This is a genomic window from Luteimicrobium sp. DT211 (assembly GCF_049844995.1).
GTDB lineage: Bacteria > Actinomycetota > Actinomycetes > Actinomycetales > Cellulomonadaceae > Luteimicrobium.
In genome coordinates, this window is record NZ_JBNCMC010000005.1 from 1 (window position 1) to 17,508 (window position 17,508).

Sequence of the window (17,508 nt, forward strand, 5' to 3'; positions counted from 1 at the left end):
CTGTCCACGATGTCGTGAGACACCATGCCCGGAATGTCACCCGAAGAAGTGTCCACGATGTCGTGAGACTTCACAGAACGGATGCCGTTCTACTTCGGCGTCAGGGGTGGGGCGACTGTCTCGCGGGGGCGGCGCCGGCAGTTCGGCGCTGTTCTGGCTCGCGACCGTCGCCGCACTGGCAGCCGTCGTCGCGGCGGTCCTGGTCCCTCGGGTCGGGCACCGTGCGGCGGATGCGGAGCAGCAGGCGGGGCTGGAGGAGGCCGTCACGGCGGCCTGATCCGCCCCCGATCCGGACCCGCTTGGTCAGCAGGGCGGTCGAGGGAGCATCATCGGTCCATGGCCCCCTCTGCGCGCACTCCCGACATCGAGTTCGAGGTCGTCGACAACCCCGACGAGTCCCGCTACGAGGCGCGCACACCGGACGGCGACGTCGTCGGGGTCGCGGACTACCGGCGCAGCTCGACCCCCCGCGGACCGCGGATCGTCTTCCCGCATACCTTCGTGCCGCCCGAGCTCGAAGGGCACGGCATCGCGGCGTCGCTCGCGCGGCGCGCGCTCGACGACGCGAAGGCAGCCGGGGCCCGTGTCGTCCCGGTGTGCTGGTTCATCGAGGGCTACATCGAGCGCCACCCCGAGTACGACGCGCTCGTCGAGCGCTGAGCCGGCGACGCCCCGCGCCGTCGGGCGAGCACCCGTGCCCGGCGGTCGCCGGGACGCGGGTGACGCCGTCGGACATGATGGGCGGGTGACCGACGCCGACGCACTGCACCTGGTCGTGACCCACAACCGCGAGCACGAGCGGTACGAGGTCCGTACGGGCGACGGCCGGTTCGCGGGCTTCACCGCCTACTGGGTGCGCGGCGACCGGGTCGTGTTCCTCCACACCGTCGTCAAGGACGAGTTCGAGGGCCACGGCGTCGGCTCGTTCCTCGCGGCCCACGCGCTCGACGACGTCCGGTCCCGGGGGATGCGCGTCGTCGCCGTCTGCCCGTTCATCCACGCCTACGTGGAGCGGCACCACGAGTACGACGACCTCGTCGAGCCCGCCCGGCCCGAGGACCTCGACCCGGACGCCTGAGCGGGCGCCGTCGTCGTCCGACGACTGTCGCCGAGCGTGCGCGCCCCGCCCGACGCGAACGCGACCGTGGCCCGTCCGGTTGCCCGGACGGGCCACGATCTGGTTCTCGGCGAGGGGGGTCCGCGATCAGCGGACGGTGATGGTCACCTTCGCCGAGCGGGGGGCGTCCTTGCCGGACAGCACGTCCTTCGCCTTCGCGAGGTCGACGACGAGGTACGCGCCGTCGTCCTGCACGCCGTTCGGCTGCAGCTTGGTGTGCAGGGCGAAGGGCGGGGCGACGTCCGTCGAGGCCTCGCCGTTCGCGTCGGAGAGCCCGTCGATCCCGAAGTCCGAGTCGTTCGACACGAGCAGCTTGCGGCCGCCGTCGACGAGGTCGATGCCCTCGATCTTGTCGTGGCCGAAGAACCCGCCCGAGGCGTCGAGCTTCGTGACGAGGGCGCCGAGGTCCAGGGAGAGCGACTTGGCGACCGGGGTGACGCCGGCGGCGCGGAGGACCGCGTCGCCGTCGGGGCTCTGGGACTTGTCGGTGAACAGGTACTCGAGCGGCCCCACGCCGGTGCTCGTGCCGGGGACCTCGAGGCCGTAGGTCGCGTCGTAGTGCGCCCCCGCCACCTTCGCGGACGGCCCGATGTCGGTCGCCTTCGACAGGTCGACCTCGTAGACCTTCTTGTACGCGCCGGGCTCGGCTGCGCCGTCGCGCTCGTCGACGAGGAACCGGGTTGCCGTGATCGCTGTGATCTCGCTGACCGCCGTGCCGTTGGTCGCCGGGTCGTCCAGGACGTACGCGTACTCGTGCGTCCGGTGGGTCGCCAGGTCGAACGTGACGATCCGCGTGAACGGGATGTTCTTGCTCTTGGCCTGGTGCGAGGAGTCGATCGTGAGGGCCGCCTGCATGATGCCGACGAGCGTCTTCCCGTCGGGCGTGATCGTCAGGCCCTCCATGCCCTTGTTGGGCTCGCGGAACTTCAGCTCGCGGGGGAGCGACCCGTCGAACGGCGAGAACCGCTCGAGCTCCTTGCCGTTCTTGTCGAAGTGGACGACGAACGGGCCGTACTCGTCGGACACCCAGAACGTGCCGTCCTTCGCCGCTACGAGGCCCTCCGAGTCCAGGCCGTTCGCGGACGTCGGCAGGGCCTTGCCGTCCAGGCCGAGGATCGTCTCGCCCGCGTCGGCCTGCGGGTTCTCGAGCCCGTTGAGGGGCGTGCCGTCCGTGGCCTTGAGCGGGATGGTCCGTAGCAGCGTGGCCTGGCCGTTCGCGCCGAGCCGGAGCTCGCCGATCGACGGTGTGAAGCCGGGCAGCGGCTCGACCTTGCTCCCGTCCGGCCCGTCGACGTTCGGTCCACGGTCCGTCAGCCCGTAGACGACGTCGTCGCTGCCCGGCTTCGCGACGACCGACGAGCCGTACCCGGCGCCCGAGATGTCGACGTCGCCGACCTTCCCGAGCGGGGTGACGTCCGTCGAGTACAGGGTCGCGGCGTCCGTCGTCGTGTAGGTGAAGGAGTCGGTGCCGTGGAAGCCCTTGTCGGGCGTGTAGAGGAACGAGCCGTCGGCCTGCTGTGTGACCGTGCCGTGCGCGGCCTGGGTGCTCGAGACGAGCTGGAGGCCCTTCGGGTCGTTCGCGAGGGGCGTGAGGACGCTCGTCACGCCACCGGCGACCGTGACCTTGTCGGCGCGCGGGGCCGACGACGTCCCGTGCGACGGGGCCGGGTGCGACGGGCGGCCGTGGGCGAGCGCGGGCGCGGCGACGCCCGCGAGACCGAGACCGAGGAGCGCCGCGACCGCGGCACTGCGGGACCTGAGCATGGGGTGACCTCTCGTGCGAGGGGCTCCACCGGTCGGGCGGCCGTCCGTCCGGCGTCGGCGGAGAGCGACGCTCGGACGCTAGGCCGCGCGACGGAGGTCCGGGCGGCGAGCCGGTGGCGGTCGCCTGTCGCGCGGGTGAACGTTGGGCGTCGACGCCGACGCCTGGGCCGCCGAGCGCGACGAGGCCCGCACCGCAGCCATCGAGGCCGACTACGACCTTGCGGACCTGCTGCCCACCCCCGCCGAGGTCGACGGAGACGCCGCCATGTACGCCGCCCGGATGGTCGCCGACCCCTGGCTCGATCCGTGGGGCGCCGAGTCCAACGCGACCTGGTGAACACCGCCCCGGCCTGCCCATCGGCGGGCCCGGGGGCCTACCACCCGCCCGCCTGACCAGCCACGACACCCCGGAGGACACCGTGAGCGTCATGCTCCTTCCCCACGATCACATCGACCTGCTCGTCACCGCGGCCGCCACCTGGGACCTCGAGCTCGGCACCGAACCCGCCGAGCACCCCCTGGGCAAGCGCATCCTGCGCGCCGCCCGGGAACCCGACGTCGTCGGAGCGCTGCTCATCGGCCTCAACGTGCGCGCGTTCCGCGACCGCTACATCCCCGCCACGGCCGCACACGAGCCGGCCCGACTGCGCGAGTTCGAAGGCGAGGCCGGCGAGTACGCCAGCGCGTACACCTACCGCCCGGTCCACCGCACCGACCTCGTCCCCCTGCACGTCCTCGCCGCCGTTCGCGCCTGGCGCTACCAGTGCCTCGACGCCGAGAACTACCGCGAGACCCTCGCCTGGCGCTTCAGCGAACTCATCCGCTCCGCCGCCGAGGACGAGCTGCCCGGCATGGACCTCGCGCCCTTGGCTTGGACCCGCACGTCGTGACAGAGCGACGACGGCCCGGCTCCATGATCAGAGGCCGGGGCCACCAGTCGTCGGGTTGTGCCCAGTGTCCTACGTGCAGCCGGTCGTGCCCACCGTCAAGAGACACGCGTATCCGACCGGCTTTCCGCGGTCATACGCTATGACGCGTGCCCACGCGCCGGCCTCGAGTCGAAGCCCAATCGCCACAATTCCCGACCCATTCACACCTCGAACTACCGTTGTCGTGTACACCGGGCCGGAGCTGGAGAAGACCAGCTCCGGCCCGGTAGAACACGTATTCGAGGATCGGATGTAGTAGTTCGGGTGGACGTCGTGCGCTGCGGCGGGCGGCAAGACTGAAGTCGCACTCGGGTCTCGATCCTCCGCGCCCGCAGGGACCGAGGTCAGATGAGTAGGCGCGAGCGCTACTCGCTCCGCATCGATTTGTGCGCCGCACGCAGAGAGGGTCGGACCGGTAATTGCGTCCTCGCCGCAGCCGCTCAGGAACGGGCCCGCCAGAATCCCTATCGCTACGAGCTCGGCCAAGATCGTCCGCCGTTTCATGCCCCTGATACTAGAAGCCGCAGGCAGGCGAGTCCGGATCGTCCGACGTTCCCCGGTTGTGCCACGTGACATGGAACCCGTCCGCCGTCAACGTATCCGGCGCCGCCATGAGCGTGTTGTCGCCGCAGTTGAGCATCTTCCATGCGCTTGGATTCAGGCCCACCGCGTCACCGCCAGTAACGCCGTCGGACTGATAGGCCTGCGGGTAGCGGATCCATATCGGTGCGGTCTGCGGCAGGGACGGATAGCGTGTACTGCCGAGGGTGGTGTGCGTTGGACGTTCCACGATCCACTCCGCCTGGTTCCCGACGGAGCCCTCGACCTGCTGCTCGGCCCACACACACCCGGCGTCTACATCCCCGCACATTTCGAACTCCGCCCACCCCGAAGCGGCGTCGTAGGCGACAAAGTTGGTCAGCTCCTCGCCGTAGTATGCCGAGAACCCGTCGAGGTCGACCTCGTGTTCCTGCGGGTAGATCTCGTACCAGGCTACCTCCTGTTGGTCCAAAGTGCCCGCATACCAGTATTGCGCCTGCTTGTAGCCATCCTGTACCAGTTCGTCGGTGTTGGAATTTGGGTCCCCAGCGCCCAGGCCGGCCCAAATTGATTCCGCCTCGGAAGTCGCGGGCTCCCACGTCGGCCACGGGTTGTACCACTCCATCGAAGCGCTAGCCGGGTCGGGTAGTGGGACTTGGTATCCGGCCCAGTTGCGGGACGGTGAAGCAGCTTCGGTTGTAGAGGCCGAGAATACGTGATCGGTGGACTTTGATCCCCGGGAAGGGTTTGGGTGAGTTCGATCGGTGATGGTGCAGGTGGTGGATGTCGTCCAGTGGACCTTCCGATTGCCCATCGCCTTCTGGATAAACCTGCCAGCCTGAGCGCGGATGGCAGGCGAAAGATGAGTCGGCGCTAGGTCCTGCGGCGCAACACTGGAGGGGCTGTCGGTCTGCGGCACGACGAGGCGCATACCGGCTGGACAGCCGGCACCACCCGCACGAGTCTGTGCGGCAGCGACGTGTCCTGCGGGAGGGGTCGACAGGGTGGGCGACGGTGTGGCCTCGGCGGGGACGCCAGCGAGCGCGCCGGCTCCAACGGCCAGAACTGCGAGCGCAGAGAGCGAGAGACGAGAGGCGAGGGCCCTCACAAGGTCCCCTTTCTGTATGCCCGCGACCAGGATGCTTCGCGGATGACAACAATGTCTGGCGCAACATAACAACAGTCACGCAACGCCGTCAAGGGCTGCGTCCAAATTCAAGAGTTGGGCCAAGGCTCCAAGGCTGAGCCGGGGGCCGCGACACTCGCCGTCCGCCCCCCCCCTGGCGCTACCAGTGCCTCGACGCCGAGAACTACCGCGAGATCCTCGCCTGGCGGTTTTGCGAACTCATCCGCTCCGCAGTTGCGGACGAACTGCCCGGCACAGACGAGGCACCCGAGCCGTGGACCCGAGTGGCGGGATGAGGAAGAGGGCGGCTCATTCCCCTTTGAGAAGGAATGAGCCGCCCTCTATTCGAATGGGAAGCGTGGAGGCAAAGACTTGGTCCGTCGTCAGTATTGCTCGGTCCAGGTGCTAGATCGGACGCGATACCAAGTGAATCGTCGCGATAGTCGGAGCAAACGCAACGAGATGGCCTTCAGTAATCGTTGAAGCGAAGACCGATATTGTGCCCATTTGCCACCGCAAAGCCAGGCTCACGGAACCGTCAAGGGTAATAGGAACCGGAACGCCTGGACCAATCCTGTCGGCCGGAACGTCGCGGTGGAGGGCCCACTTCGTGATCCGCTCCGGAAGCGCGACGCCGGCATCCGCGAGGACTGCGCCGAGCCCTCCAACGCAAGCTCCGTAGGTACCGAGCAGCCCCTCACTCTCCGCTTCAACGGTGTCGTAGCCAGGCTCGGCGATCGTTACAGCCCAGGCCATGCCGCCTTCGGCCGCCGCGTAACTGAATGCGCCTACCGTCTGGGGAGCACTCTCGATGTGGCTGAACCAGAGACGGCGACGGTGGCCGACGTCCCGGTTGAAGTCCATCAGTTCCCGGTGCCGCTGGAGGAGGCGAGCTTGGTCGTTGAAGCCCTGCTGAGAGTGTCGTACCCGCGGAACCCAAAGTCGCCAAGGAAACGCTGCGACCCGTAGTAGAAGATGATCTGCGCCTTGACCATCGGGAAGACCGTAATGCTGTTCTTCGATCCCCAGGGCTTCTTCACGAGCGTGTCTACACTCATGTCAACCCCACTGGGCGCAGCGCCGCTGCTGTCGCAGATGGTGTCGCTACCACCCGAGACGTTGACGCCACACCAGTACCTCGAGGTCTTAGTCGCGGTAACACCGCCGACGTTTGAAACGGTCTTCGATGAAAGGGTCAATTCCCAAGCGTGCGAACTACCTCCAATTGCTGTCTGCTTCAACTGGAAATCGACCCGAGCCTCGGTATGGCAGTCCGTACCATTTTCAGCGCAGTCTGCGACCGTGAACGGATACCAGTCCGAATAATAGACGTAGTCCGACTTTCGTTGACCCTTGTTCCAGAGCTTGAAGCCATCAGGTGTCGATGACAGCGGTTGGATGGCGGCGCCGTCAGATGCGTCCAGCACTGTCAGCTCGCCGGCTGCCTCCATGCTCGCAATGTCAGCCTCGGTAGCGCTCTCTGGCAGTGGCGCGCCCTCCAGAAGGTAGGAGTGCGACTCCGGGGGAGCTGGCGAGTCCGCGATCGCGGCCGAGGGGACAGCCGTCGCGGCGAAGGCTGTGAGCAGGGTGATGACCACCCGTGAGGTTCGTTTCATGGAGCAGACAGTCCTCCTCTTGATTGGCGGTGTCAATCATTTCGACTGCTGGGGGCGTCCGTGTCCCGGTCGCGGCCATCGGAGGTTTCGAGGCGGCCCGCGCAGCGCGCCTGAGGAGAGCTAATGCGTGCTGGCTCAGCGAGAGCCCGTGGGTGGCGTCCAGCCGTCCTCGTCGCGGATCGCCCGCATGACGCGTCGGGTGATCTCGCGGAGCTGGCGGGCCTGCGCCTGCGTGAGGCGGTCGAGGACCAGCCGGTGGACCGTCTCCACGTGACCGGGGGTGGCCGCGTCGACCTTGGCGCGCCCCGGCTCGGTGAGTGTCGCGAGCGTGAACCGGCCGTCGGCGGGGTCGGTCGAGCGCCGGACCCACCCGTGCGACTCGAGGCGTGTCACCGCGCGCGAGAGACGCGAGAGCGAGCTGTTCGCGTACCCCGCGAGCACGCTCATCCGTAGTGCGCCGTCGGGCGCCTGCGCGAGCGCGTACAGCACGCCGTACTCGAAGTGCGTCAGCTGCGCGTCCCGCTGGAGCTGGGCGTCGAGGGCGGCGGGCAGCCACTCGAGCACGGTGGCCAGGGAGGCCCAGGTCGCGAGGTCGTCGCCCTCGAGCGCGGCGGGGCTGCTGGTGGCCGACATGGGTGCAGCGTACCGGGGTGCTGGCTCCGACGCCGCCGAGTTTCACTTGCTCAGTCAAGTCAACTGGCCTAGCCTTGACTTGACTGAGCAAGTGAAATGACGCCCGAGCGGCGTCCGGACGACGGGACGAGATGGACCTGGGACTGGCAGGCAAGAGGGCCTTCGTGAGCGGCTCGACGCGCGGCATCGGCTTCGCCGTCGCGGAGGCTCTGCTCCGCGAGGGAGCCACCGTCGTGCTCAACGGGCGCGACGACGACGGTGTGCGCACGGCGGTCGCCGCGCTGCGGGACGCCGTGCCGGGCGCCGCGGTGTCCGGGATCCCCGCCGACTTCGAGGACCCCGAACAGGTGCGCCGCCTGCTGGAGGACCTGGGCGACGTCGACGTGCTCGTCAACAACGTCGGCGTCTTCGAGGTCGCGGACTTCGAGCGCATCACCGACGACGACTGGCAGCGCTACTTCGACGTCAACGTCATGAGCGGGGTCCGGCTGTCCCGGCGCCTGCTCGGCGGCATGCTCGCCCGGGGGTGGGGACGGATCGTCTTCGTGTCGAGCGAGTCGGGCGTCAACGTCCCCGCGGACATGACGCACTACGGCGTGAGCAAGGCCGCGACCCTGGCACTGAGCAACGGGCTGGCAAAGCTCACGCGCGGCACGGAGGTCACCGTGAACACCGTGCTCGGCGGGCCGACCTACTCCGACGGCGTCGCGCAGGCCGTGGAGCAGCTCGCGCGGGCGCAGGGCGTGCCGGTCGACGAGCTCAAGAGCGCGATCGCCGCCGGCAACCGGACGTCCCTGCTGCAGCGCTTCATCGAGCCGGCCGAGATCGCCAGCCTCGTCGCGTACCTCGCGAGCCCGCTCTCGTCGGCCACCAACGGCGCCGCCGTCCGCGCCGACGGCGGCGTGCTCACGACGATCGTCTGACCGGGCCCCCAGCCCCGCGAGATATCCCGGTACCTCGGCGGAGGGTGGGCGGGCGCGGGCGCGGGGCCGGACGGGTCAGGCGTTCCCGGCGCGCTCGGCCTGGATCCGTGCGATCGCGGCGGCGACCGCCTCCTCGATCTGCTCCGTGGTGACGCCCAGCCGCTCGAGCACGGCCGCGGCCTCACCCTCGGTGCGCAGCACCCCGAGCAGGAGGTGCTCGGTGCCGACGTAGTTGTGGCCGAGGCGCAGGACGGCGGCGAGGGTCCCGCGGAACACGTCCTCGGCCGACGCGTCGAACCCGATCGCCCGCAGCGCCGCGGGGTCCGCGTGGTCGGCGCCGAGCTCCGGCTCGGGGACCGCGACGCCCAGCGCCCCGCACAGGCGCTCGTCGTCGAGCCCGGCGTCGTGCAGCACCTTCGCGGCGAGCCCCTCGGGCTGGGCGAGCAGTCCGGCGGTGAGGTGCGCGTCGGTGACGAGGGAGCCGCCGGCGAGGGCGCCCGCTGCGGCGAGCGCACGGCGCGAGCGCTGGGTGAACCGCGAGAAGAGCTGCCCCTCGCCGATCGCCTCGCTGCCGCCCCAGCGCGGCACGAAGCGCTTCTGGGCTGCCTGCTTGCTGACGCCCATGCTGGTGCCGATCTGGCTCCACGACGCGCCCGACCGGCGCGCCTGGTCGACGAAGTGGCCGATGAGGGCGTCCGACTGCTCGTCGAGCTGCTGCCCGACGACGACGGCGTCGGTGAGGTGGTCCAGGGCGCTGCCCTCGCCGTGGAGGGCGCGGACGTAGGTGATGAGGTGGTCGAGCGGGACGGGGAACGAGGCGTTGTCGGTCATGCGTCAACCTTAGGTTGACGCCAGCCAGGCGTCAACCGTCCGTTGACGGTGTCCGCAGCGCGGTCGCCCGCCCGTTGAGGTAGCGCTGCTCGACGACGCTCGTCGTGAGCTCGGCGGCCACCTCGTACTCCGCGCGCGCCTCCTCGGTCTCGCCGAGCCGCTCGAGCAGGTGGGCGCGCACGGCGTGCAGGCGGTGGTGGCGACGCAGGGCCCGGTCGGCCCGCAGCGGCTCGACCATCTCGAGCCCGGCCCGCGGGCCCGCGACCTCGGCCACGGCGACCGCGTGGTTCATCGTCACGACCGGGCTCGGCGCCACCTGGTCGAGCATCCCGTACAGCACGTCGATCTGGACCCAGTCGGTGTCGCCCGCCGTCGCGGCCTCGTCATGGACCGCCGCGACCGCCGCCTGCAGCTGGTACGGCCCGACGGGCCCGACCGGCAGCGCCGCCTCGACCAGCGCCGTCCCCTCCGCGATCAGCGGCCGGTCCCACAGCCGCCGGTCCTGGTCGGCGAGCGGGACCAGCGAGCCGTCCGCCGTCGTCCGGGCCGCGCGCCGCGCGTGCGTGAGCAGCATGAGCGCCAGCAGACCCGCGACCTCCCCGTCGCCCGGCAGCAGGCGGTGCAGCTCGCGCGCGAGCCGGATCGCCTCGTCCGCGAGCGACACGTCGACGAGGCCCGTGCCCGACGTCGTCGTGTGGCCCTCCGTGAAGACGAGGTAGAGCACCTGCGCGACGGCGTCCACGCGCCCGGGCAGCTCCTCCGCCGACGGCGGCACGAACCGCGCGCCCGCGTCCCTCAGCCTGGCCTTCGCGCGCGAGATCCGCTGCGCCATGGTCGCCTCGGGGACGAGGTACGCCCGGGCGACCTGCGCCGTCGTGAGCCCCGCGACCGCGCGCAGGGTCAGCGCGACCTGCGACGCCCGTGGCAGCACCGGGTGGCAGCACAGCACGAGCAGGGTGAGCGTGTCGTCGCGCTGCGGGACGGCGCTCGCGGACTCCGCGGACGGCGCGAGGAACGCGTCCGACGGCGACCGCGCGGCCGACATGAGCTCGCGTCGCTCGCGGGCGGAGTCCGAGCGCCAGGCGTCCACGTACCGGCGGGACGCGACCGTGATCAACCAGGCCTTCGGGTCGTCCGGGACGCCGTCGGCACGCCAGGTCCGGGACGCCGCGGCGAGCGCCTCCTGCACCGCGTCCTCGGCGCGCCCGAAGTCGCCGTGGTGCCGCGCGACCGCGGCGAGGACGTCGGGCGCGCACCGGCGCCAGACGTCCTCGACGTCGCGGTCAGAGGACGTCGTCGGCACCGAGCCGCTCGTCCTCGAACACCATCCCGGGACGGAGCTCGACGGTGTCTCCCGGGCCCGCGAACCGGGCCGCGACGGCCTCGGCGCGCTCCCGCGTCTCGCAGTCGATGAGGAAGAAGCCCGCGAGCTGCTCCTTGGTCTCCGCGAACGGGCCGTCGGTGGCGACGTGGTGGTCGCCGTCCCAGCGGTACACCGTCGACGACGCCGGCGACGCGAGCGCCTCGGCGACGACGAACTCGCCGCTCTGGTTGAGCTCGGTGAGCAGCGCGTCGAACTCGCGGTCCATGGCGGCCCGCTGCTCCGCGGGGACCGCCCGCCCCTCGGGCGTGTGGCTGATGGTCGGGTGACCCCACGGGTCGGGGTTGGAGTGGATCAGGACGACGTACTTCATGGTGACTTTCCTCCGTGCGTTCCTGCGGTGCCGGGCGCCGAGCGGCGCCCTTCACCACGGACGTCGGAGCCGGCCCGACGTTCTCGACATCGAGTACCCGGATCCATCGTGTCGTGTCGCGACGGTGCCGCTCAATACTTCGGCTCGTCGGGCGCCAGGACTGGTCAGTATGGCGAGGAAATGCGGCGGTGGTCGACCCCCCGAAGGGCGGACAAAGCGTGGCGCGACCCGGATCTCACTCATCCACAGTCCGGAACTCCTTGATCCCATGCTCATTCCGCCATGAGGCTCGAATGCGTTGCGCAATCCGTCGCGCTTTCGCCAGCGAAATTTCCGGAACGTCGCCCCATTCCGTACCTCCTGAGTCGAGCGTGCCCGCAACGTGGAAATGGACGTGTCCAATGGATTGGCTCGCCGATATCCCGTTATTCTGCCAGACAGATATCCCGGGCCTCTGATAGGCCTCGTTGATCGCGAACGCGGCATGTCGCACTGCGATGCCTAGTGCTGCGCACTCCGAATCCGTTAGTTCGAGGATGGTCATGCGATGCTGGACAGGAATGACTAGGAGGTGCGGATAGCCTCGCTGCTCGCGGGTAACCATAACCGCGGTCGTTTGATCCCTCGCAACAAAAGCATACGGCCGTGATCCTCTGAGATACGCGCAGAACGCACATTCGCGAGCGTTGGGTGCCTCTAGTGCGGAGTCGGTCACGACGGCCTCAGAGAGCGGAGAAATGCCTGCAATTCTAGACGGTCCAGCCGATCGAAGTCGGCCGGGCGGACCACGATCGTCAACTTGTCGCAGACCCTCCTGGTACGGGAAGCAAACATGAACGACATGATGGTGAAGCGGATGGAGTCTTGTGCAGGCATCAGTTGCGAGAGGCGTGACTGGCCTCCGCCGATAACGGGAATTGCGACCGGGGTTCCGTTGGATGTTCGCGACACCTCCGCCCAAAGCGACTCGAGGCTTCGCCAGATCCCGTCGGGAGTGCTCTGGGCCTCGTTATGGCGATTCATTTCGCTGTATGCCAAGAAGTAGATTTGTCGAGGACCATTTCGGAGAGTCGCGACTGTACCGATTCCATATTTGGCAGTCTTTCCGGGCTTGGATATTTCGGACTCCTGGTCCTTCCCGGCGAGCGCGGTGTCGAGCTCACCGTTGAGCCGCTCGACGTCGCCCCCGTAGAGACGACTCAAGGCCTGCCCTTGGACGCTCGTAAGGGCGATTATGTTGGGCACGGATGTGTCAAATGTGTCGCACGTGCCAATCACGAGGTTGCATTGTTGGGCGAAGAGGTCGCCCTTGACTATTTCAACCGTGGTGTTTGGCGAGTTGTAGTCCTGTCTAATCGGCCTTGGCCATGCGCGAATGGTTCCATATGCCATGGAGACGAGCGTGACGACTAGAGCGAGTGGCCATCCTTGGGCGACGGATCGGCCAAGGATGAAGTTGGTGACTTCGAGCAGCACCGCTAGGATGCCCACCGCCGAGAATGCCTCGATGAGGAACGAGCGCCAGAAGCGCCAGGTGCGCAGATCGTGCGCGACGGTGTTCACCTAGAGCCCGAGCCGCGTATAGGTCTCTGACCCGTACTGGTGCGGTCCGGCCTTGTTGCTCGCGGAATGCCCTGGCGCGTAACTGTCAAGCGCGTATTGAATGATCTTTGGTTGAAATGAGACGGAGAGGGTGTAGTAGTCCATATCGAGCAGTGGTGCGGGAATGAAACCCCTGTCGACCGTCCGATCGCCGTCGAGATTCGCGACTACGACCGGCAGGTCAAATTCAATCATGACCTGCACTTCGTGCGCGAGGAAGGAGGTGCCGTCCCCTCCCTTCCTTTTGCCGTCCGTGCTGCCGAGAAGGACAACTTGTTTTGCGTTCTTCATCCGCTCGCGTAAGTTTCGCTTTATCGTATCGGGCTTGCTTGTGTCGCGAGAGATGTAGAGATCATGCGCGTCGTAGAAAGAAAAGTCAATATGCGCGTTATCTCTCCATGCCTCCATCAAGCGGTAGCTGCCGATGTTTTCGCTCGCGAACGCGACGTACGTTTTGTTGCGGTAACTCATCATGTCCCTTCTCGTTGCGGACATCGTGGCCTTGAATCTCCCGCGCGTCAAGGGTGAGAGGGCGGCTCTCAAGATGTCGTCGTCAGGACGCTGTTGCTGGTGGGGGTGTGTTCGCATTTGGCACGCGACCGCGCACAGGCACGGGCAGCGTCGTTGTCGTCAGGCTCCGTGCACGGCGAGGTTCACCAGGTCGGACAGCGTGAAGCGCCCGGGCTCGCGGCTCGGCAGCGTCGGCCTCCACGTCGGGTCGACGGACAGGAACGAGAGCGGGTCGCCGTGGAGCAGCCCGACGAGCACCTCCGCGACGATCCGCCCACCGACGGGGCCGAGGTGCGCGCCGCCCGCGAGGACGTCGGCCTCGCGCAGCACGTAGAACCACAGCGGGGTGTGCCCGGCGAGCCTGGCGCGGACGGCGTCGGGCAGCTCGACGGCGTCGTCGGGGAGCACCTGCTCCGGCGCCATCGGGGTGATCGACATGGCGCGCGCGACGTCCTCGCCGCACGGGATGCCCAGCTGCAGGCCGCGGAGCAGGTTGCGGACCGCGAGCTCCTGGGCCAGCGCCTTCGGCATCCCCGAGACGACGGTCTCGCGCCCGGCCACGGAGTCGGGGAGCGTCGACAGCGGCCGCGCGAGGACGTGGTCGAGCCGGTAGCTGGGCTGCGGGAGGTGCGCGTCCTGGGGGCCGGCGGTGTCGTCGATGCCCGGCAGGAAGTACTTCCACTGGAACCCCCACTCGCCGGGGAGCGTCCGGAACCCGTTGAGGTTGTGGAGGGGGTCCGCGTCGTGGGAGAAGATCGGGATCCGCGCCGCGTCGGTCACGCCGGCCACGGGCAGCGGGATGCGGTCGTTGATCGCGTAGGACGGCCGGACCATCGTGTGGCCGTAGCGGTACGCCGCGACCGAGAACTCGACCGGCATGAACGGCTGCTCCCGCCAGTCGTAGAACCGGAGCCGCGGGACGAGCGTGTCCACCGTGCCGCCGCCCGGGACGGCGTAGCCCTCGGTCGCCAGCACGTCGTCGACGACGGCCTGCCCGACGAGCCGCGGCAGGAAGTCGTGGACGACGACCCACTGGTAGTGCCAGCGGACCTCCTGCTGGGCGAGCTTGAACACGTCGTCGCTGCTGAGCCCGCTGCCGTGGGTGTCGTGCGCCACCCGGTCGACGACGACGTTGTGCAGCCGCAGCATCGCGGACTGGAGCTGGGAGACGACGAGGTTCTCGTCGTTGCGCGGGTCGCCGATGATCGCGATCTGCGTGGTCTCGGTGCGCGGCAGGTCGGGGCCCCGGAACTCGCGGTCCGCGGACACGGCCTTCCCGACGGTCAGGTGGAGGCCGTCGTGCTCGTAGAGGAAGGGCTCGTCGGCGGGGCCGCGACCGTAGACGTTGTCCAGGTCGAACCGCGGGGTGCGGTAGTCGGTGAGCGCGTCGGGGTCGGACTGCCGCGTGAGGCTCGACGCCGGGTCGAACGTGATGTCGTGGTCGACGAACTGGCCGAAGTACGTGTACCCGGCGGGCAGGCGGAGCTCGCCGTCGTCGAGCGTGGCCGTGTTCTCGTCGTCGTCGACCTCGCCGAGGGGCTTGTCGATCGTCCCGCCCTCGAGCTCCTGGATCATCGACCTGCCCAGCTCGACGAGGTCCTTCGGGTCCTGCGACCAGACCGGGACGTGCCGGAACATGCGGCCGAACCGTCCGCGCGTCGTCGACGACGCGGGTGTGGTCGCGAGGCCGCGCAGCGGTGTGCCGTGCGGTCGGGGCGACGTCGACGTGGTGGGCAGCGGCTGCCCGGCTGGCGTGCTCATCCGATCCTCCAGGGTCCCGGAGGCGTGGGGCACGGGCGTGCTCCATGGTGCTCCCACTCTGGGGGAGGGCGCCGCGTGCGGAGTTGTGACGCGCGCGTCCCTCAGAGCGCCAGCGGACGCGGCCGCGCCGCCCGCGCCCGCAGCCAGCGCTGCAGCCAGCCCGCGGGCACGAGGACGAGCACCGGCCACATGCTCCACGACGGGAGGGCCACCGCCAGGACCAGGGCCACGGCGACGCCGGCCGCGGTGATCCACCGGGCGACGGGCGGGTCGGCGGAGACGGGGAGCAGGCCGTGCCGCTCGAGCTCGATCTCCTCCAGCACGAGAGCGACGACCGCGACGAGCATCGTGCCGATGTACAGCCCGTGGGCGGCGCGGTCGTCGCTCGACGCGTCCACGACGAGCACCGTCGGGACCGGCAGGAACGCCACGCACGCCAGCCACACGAGGTTGTACGTGACCGCGCGGCTCGTCGCGCCGGTGGCGTCCGCGAACACGCCGTGGTGGGTCCGCCAGAACACCCCGACGACGACGAAGGTCAGCGCCGCCGCGGCGAGCTCCCAGCCGCTGTCCGACAGGAAGGTGCCCACCGACCGGTCGTCGAGCTCGCGCGCGCTGTCCACGAGCGGCAGCACGACGAGCGTGATCGCGATCGCGACGACGGCGTCCGAGAAGAACAGCAGCCGGTCGAACGCGGCGCCCCGGAAGACCGTCGGGCCCTCCGGGGCGGTGGCGGGCTCCGTCACGCGGCTCCGCCGAGCGCGTCCGCGACCACGTCCTTCGCCTCCGACTGCACCTGCGCGAGGTGGTCGGCGGACACGAACGACTCGGCGTAGATCTTGTACACGTTCTCCGTGCCCGACGGGCGGGCCGCGAACCACGCGTTCTCGGTCGTGACCTTGAGCCCGCCGACCGGCGCGCCGTTGCCCGGCGCGTTCGTGAGCTTGCCCGTGATCGCCTCGCCCGCGAGCTCGGTCGCGGCGACCTGCTCGGGTGACAGCTTCGCCAGCGTCGACTTCTCCTCGAGCGTCGCGGGCGCGTCGACGCGCGCGTACCAGGACTCGCCGTACCGCTCGACGAGGTCCGCGTGGTGCTGCGACGGGCTGCGGCCGGTCGTGGCGAGGACCTCGCTCGCGAGGAGCGCGAGGATCAGGCCGTCCTTGTCGGTCGTCCACACGCGGCCGTCGCGGCGCAGGAACGACCCGCCTGCGGACTCCTCGCCGCCGAACGCGACCGACCCGTCGAGCAGGCCCGGGACGAACCACTTGAACCCCACCGGCACCTCGACGAGCGTCCGCCCGAGCCCGGCGACGACCCGGTCGATCAGCGCCGACGACACGAGCGTCTTGCCCACCGCTGCCGACGACGGCCACCCGGGCCGCCGCGCGCCGTCGTCGCCCGAGCCGTACAGGTAGGAGATGGCGACGGCGAGGTAGTGGTTGGGGTTCATCAGCCCGGCGTCCGGGGTGACGATGCCGTGCCGGTCGGAGTCCGCGTCGTTGCCGGTCGCGATGTCGTAGGGCGTGGTGCCGTCCGCGGCGGGCTGCATCCGCTCGCGCAGCGACGCCATCGCGTAAGGGGACGAGCAGTCCATGCGGATCTTGCCGTCCCAGTCGAGCGTCATGAAGCCCCACGCCGGGTCGACGGCGGGGTTCACGACCGTGAGGTCGAGGCCGTACCGCTCGCCGATCGCGCCCCAGTACTCGACGGACGCGCCACCCAGCGGGTCCGCCCCGATGCGCACGCCCGCACCGCGGATCGCGTCGACGTCGACGACGTGCTGCAGGTCCTCGACGTACGCGGCGAGGAAGTCGTGCTTCTGCGTGCTCGGGACGCTCACCGCGACCGAGAGCGGGACCCGCTTGACCTGCCCGACGCCGGTCCGCAGGATCTCGTTCGCCCGGTCCGCGATCCAGCCGGTCGCCTCGGAGCCCGCGGGCCCGCCGTGCGGCGGGTTGTACTTGAAGCCGCCGTCGCGCGGGGGGTTGTGCGACGGCGTCACGACGATGCCGTCCGCGAGCCCGGACCCGCTCGTGCGGACGCCGCCCGGCGACGTCGCGCCGTTGGCCGTGAGGATCGCGTGCGACACGGCCGGCGTCGGCGTCCACGAGTCCCGCGCGTCGATGCGCACCTCGACGCCCGCCGCGGCGAGCACCTGGAGCGCCGACTCCCAGGCCGGCAGTGACAGCGCGTGCGTGTCGCGCCCGATGAACAGCGGGCCGTCGGTGCCCTGGCCGCGACGGTACTCGACGATCGCCTGCGTGATCGCGACGATGTGGTCCTCGTTGAACGCCGAGTCGAGGCTCGACCCGCGGTGGCCCGAGGTGCCGAAGACGACCTTCTGGGCCGGGTCCTCGGGGTCGGGGTGGCGGTCGTAGTAGGCACCCACCACGGCGTCGACGTCGATGAGGTCCTGGGGCTGAGCGGGGGTTCCTGCACGCGGATCCATGGCGCCATCCTGC

20 protein-coding genes are annotated in these 17,508 nt (G+C 69.5%); 6 read left to right on the plus strand and 14 right to left on the minus strand.

Annotated elements, in window-relative coordinates:
• Positions 1–106 precede the first annotated feature (106 nt).
• The 3 genes from ACLQ14_RS13935 (at position 107) to ACLQ14_RS13945 (ending at position 1,078) form a co-directional block, all read left to right on the plus strand.
• Complete coding sequence (locus ACLQ14_RS13935) at positions 107–277, plus strand: hypothetical protein (protein ID WP_425814006.1); 171 nt, start codon at positions 107–109, stop codon at positions 275–277.
• A 59-nt stretch (positions 278–336) separates the two neighbouring features.
• Positions 337–660 (plus strand): GNAT family N-acetyltransferase, encoded by a 324-nt coding sequence (locus ACLQ14_RS13940; protein ID WP_425814008.1) that lies wholly within the window; start codon positions 337–339, stop codon positions 658–660.
• Positions 661–745: 85 nt separating this feature from the next.
• A complete protein-coding gene (locus tag ACLQ14_RS13945) occupies positions 746–1,078 on the plus strand; it encodes a GNAT family N-acetyltransferase (protein ID WP_425814010.1) in 333 nt (110 codons plus the stop codon).
• 126 nt (positions 1,079–1,204) lie between these two features.
• On the opposite strand, the gene ACLQ14_RS13950 is transcribed toward ACLQ14_RS13945, so the two are convergent.
• Positions 1,205–2,881, minus strand: a complete 1,677-nt coding sequence (locus ACLQ14_RS13950) for an esterase-like activity of phytase family protein (RefSeq protein ID WP_425814012.1) — start codon at positions 2,879–2,881, stop codon at positions 1,205–1,207.
• 142 nt (positions 2,882–3,023) lie between these two features.
• Here ACLQ14_RS13950 and ACLQ14_RS13955 point away from each other — a divergent pair, with 142 nt between their 5' ends.
• Together ACLQ14_RS13955 and ACLQ14_RS13960 are read left to right on the plus strand one after the other, a co-directional pair.
• Entirely contained in the window at positions 3,024–3,218 is a 195-nt protein-coding gene (locus tag ACLQ14_RS13955) for a hypothetical protein (protein WP_425814014.1), read from the plus strand.
• A gap of 91 nt (positions 3,219–3,309) precedes the next feature.
• A complete protein-coding gene (locus ACLQ14_RS13960) occupies positions 3,310–3,771 on the plus strand; it encodes a hypothetical protein (RefSeq protein ID WP_425814016.1) in 462 nt (153 codons plus the stop codon).
• Between the two features lie 553 nt (positions 3,772–4,324).
• Here ACLQ14_RS13960 and ACLQ14_RS13965 read toward each other — a convergent pair.
• The 4 genes from ACLQ14_RS13965 to ACLQ14_RS13980 all read right to left on the minus strand — a co-directional run bounded on the left by ACLQ14_RS13965 (position 4,325) and on the right by ACLQ14_RS13980 (position 7,725).
• The gene (locus ACLQ14_RS13965) at positions 4,325–4,975 is read right to left on the minus strand and encodes a G1 family glutamic endopeptidase (RefSeq protein ID WP_425814018.1); all 651 of its coding nucleotides are present in this window, start codon (positions 4,973–4,975) and stop codon (positions 4,325–4,327) included.
• A 906-nt stretch (positions 4,976–5,881) separates the two neighbouring features.
• Positions 5,882–6,340 carry a hypothetical protein gene (locus ACLQ14_RS13970; RefSeq protein ID WP_425814020.1) on the minus strand — a complete coding sequence of 153 codons (459 nt, stop codon included), beginning with the start codon at positions 6,338–6,340 and terminating at the stop codon, positions 5,882–5,884.
• On the minus strand, positions 6,340–7,074 hold the full coding sequence (locus ACLQ14_RS13975) for a hypothetical protein (RefSeq protein WP_425814022.1): 735 nt from the start codon (positions 7,072–7,074) through the stop codon (positions 6,340–6,342). The genes ACLQ14_RS13970 and ACLQ14_RS13975 overlap by 1 nt, the downstream gene beginning before the upstream one ends.
• 153 nt (positions 7,075–7,227) lie before the next feature.
• Positions 7,228–7,725 (minus strand): MarR family winged helix-turn-helix transcriptional regulator, encoded by a 498-nt coding sequence (locus ACLQ14_RS13980; RefSeq protein WP_425814024.1) that lies wholly within the window; start codon positions 7,723–7,725, stop codon positions 7,228–7,230.
• A 164-nt stretch (positions 7,726–7,889) separates the two neighbouring features.
• On the opposite strand from ACLQ14_RS13980, the gene ACLQ14_RS13985 reads away from it, so the two are divergent.
• Positions 7,890–8,648, plus strand: coding sequence for an SDR family NAD(P)-dependent oxidoreductase (locus tag ACLQ14_RS13985; protein ID WP_425814026.1), 759 nt, complete (start codon positions 7,890–7,892; stop codon positions 8,646–8,648).
• A gap of 75 nt (positions 8,649–8,723) precedes the next feature.
• On the opposite strand, the gene ACLQ14_RS13990 is transcribed toward ACLQ14_RS13985, so the two are convergent.
• The 9 genes from ACLQ14_RS13990 to pgm form a co-directional block, all read right to left on the minus strand.
• Positions 8,724–9,479 carry a Clp protease N-terminal domain-containing protein gene (locus ACLQ14_RS13990; protein ID WP_425814028.1) on the minus strand — a complete coding sequence of 252 codons (756 nt, stop codon included), beginning with the start codon at positions 9,477–9,479 and terminating at the stop codon, positions 8,724–8,726.
• 31 nt (positions 9,480–9,510) lie between these two features.
• A complete protein-coding gene (locus ACLQ14_RS13995; protein WP_425814030.1) occupies positions 9,511–10,782 on the minus strand; it encodes an RNA polymerase sigma factor in 1,272 nt (423 codons plus the stop codon).
• Positions 10,763–11,173, minus strand: a complete 411-nt coding sequence (locus ACLQ14_RS14000) for a YciI family protein (RefSeq protein ID WP_425814032.1) — start codon at positions 11,171–11,173, stop codon at positions 10,763–10,765. Before ACLQ14_RS14000 ends, ACLQ14_RS13995 begins: the two co-directional genes overlap by 20 nt.
• 235 nt (positions 11,174–11,408) lie before the next feature.
• On the minus strand, positions 11,409–11,888 hold the full coding sequence (locus tag ACLQ14_RS14005) for an HIT family protein (protein ID WP_425814034.1): 480 nt from the start codon (positions 11,886–11,888) through the stop codon (positions 11,409–11,411).
• Complete coding sequence (locus tag ACLQ14_RS14010) at positions 11,885–12,736, minus strand: macro domain-containing protein (RefSeq protein WP_425814036.1); 852 nt, start codon at positions 12,734–12,736, stop codon at positions 11,885–11,887. Before ACLQ14_RS14010 ends, ACLQ14_RS14005 begins: the two co-directional genes overlap by 4 nt.
• Positions 12,737–13,246, minus strand: a complete 510-nt coding sequence (locus tag ACLQ14_RS14015; protein ID WP_425814038.1) for a TIR domain-containing protein — start codon at positions 13,244–13,246, stop codon at positions 12,737–12,739.
• Between the two features lie 159 nt (positions 13,247–13,405).
• Complete coding sequence (locus ACLQ14_RS14020) at positions 13,406–15,046, minus strand: peroxidase family protein (protein ID WP_425814040.1); 1,641 nt, start codon at positions 15,044–15,046, stop codon at positions 13,406–13,408.
• 101 nt (positions 15,047–15,147) lie between these two features.
• On the minus strand, positions 15,148–15,792 hold the full coding sequence (locus ACLQ14_RS14025) for a TMEM175 family protein (RefSeq protein WP_425814042.1): 645 nt from the start codon (positions 15,790–15,792) through the stop codon (positions 15,148–15,150).
• Entirely contained in the window at positions 15,789–17,495 is a 1,707-nt protein-coding gene (pgm, locus tag ACLQ14_RS14030) for a phosphoglucomutase (alpha-D-glucose-1,6-bisphosphate-dependent) (RefSeq protein WP_425814044.1), read from the minus strand. The genes ACLQ14_RS14025 and pgm overlap by 4 nt, the downstream gene beginning before the upstream one ends.
• Between the last annotated feature and the right edge of the window lie 13 nt (positions 17,496–17,508).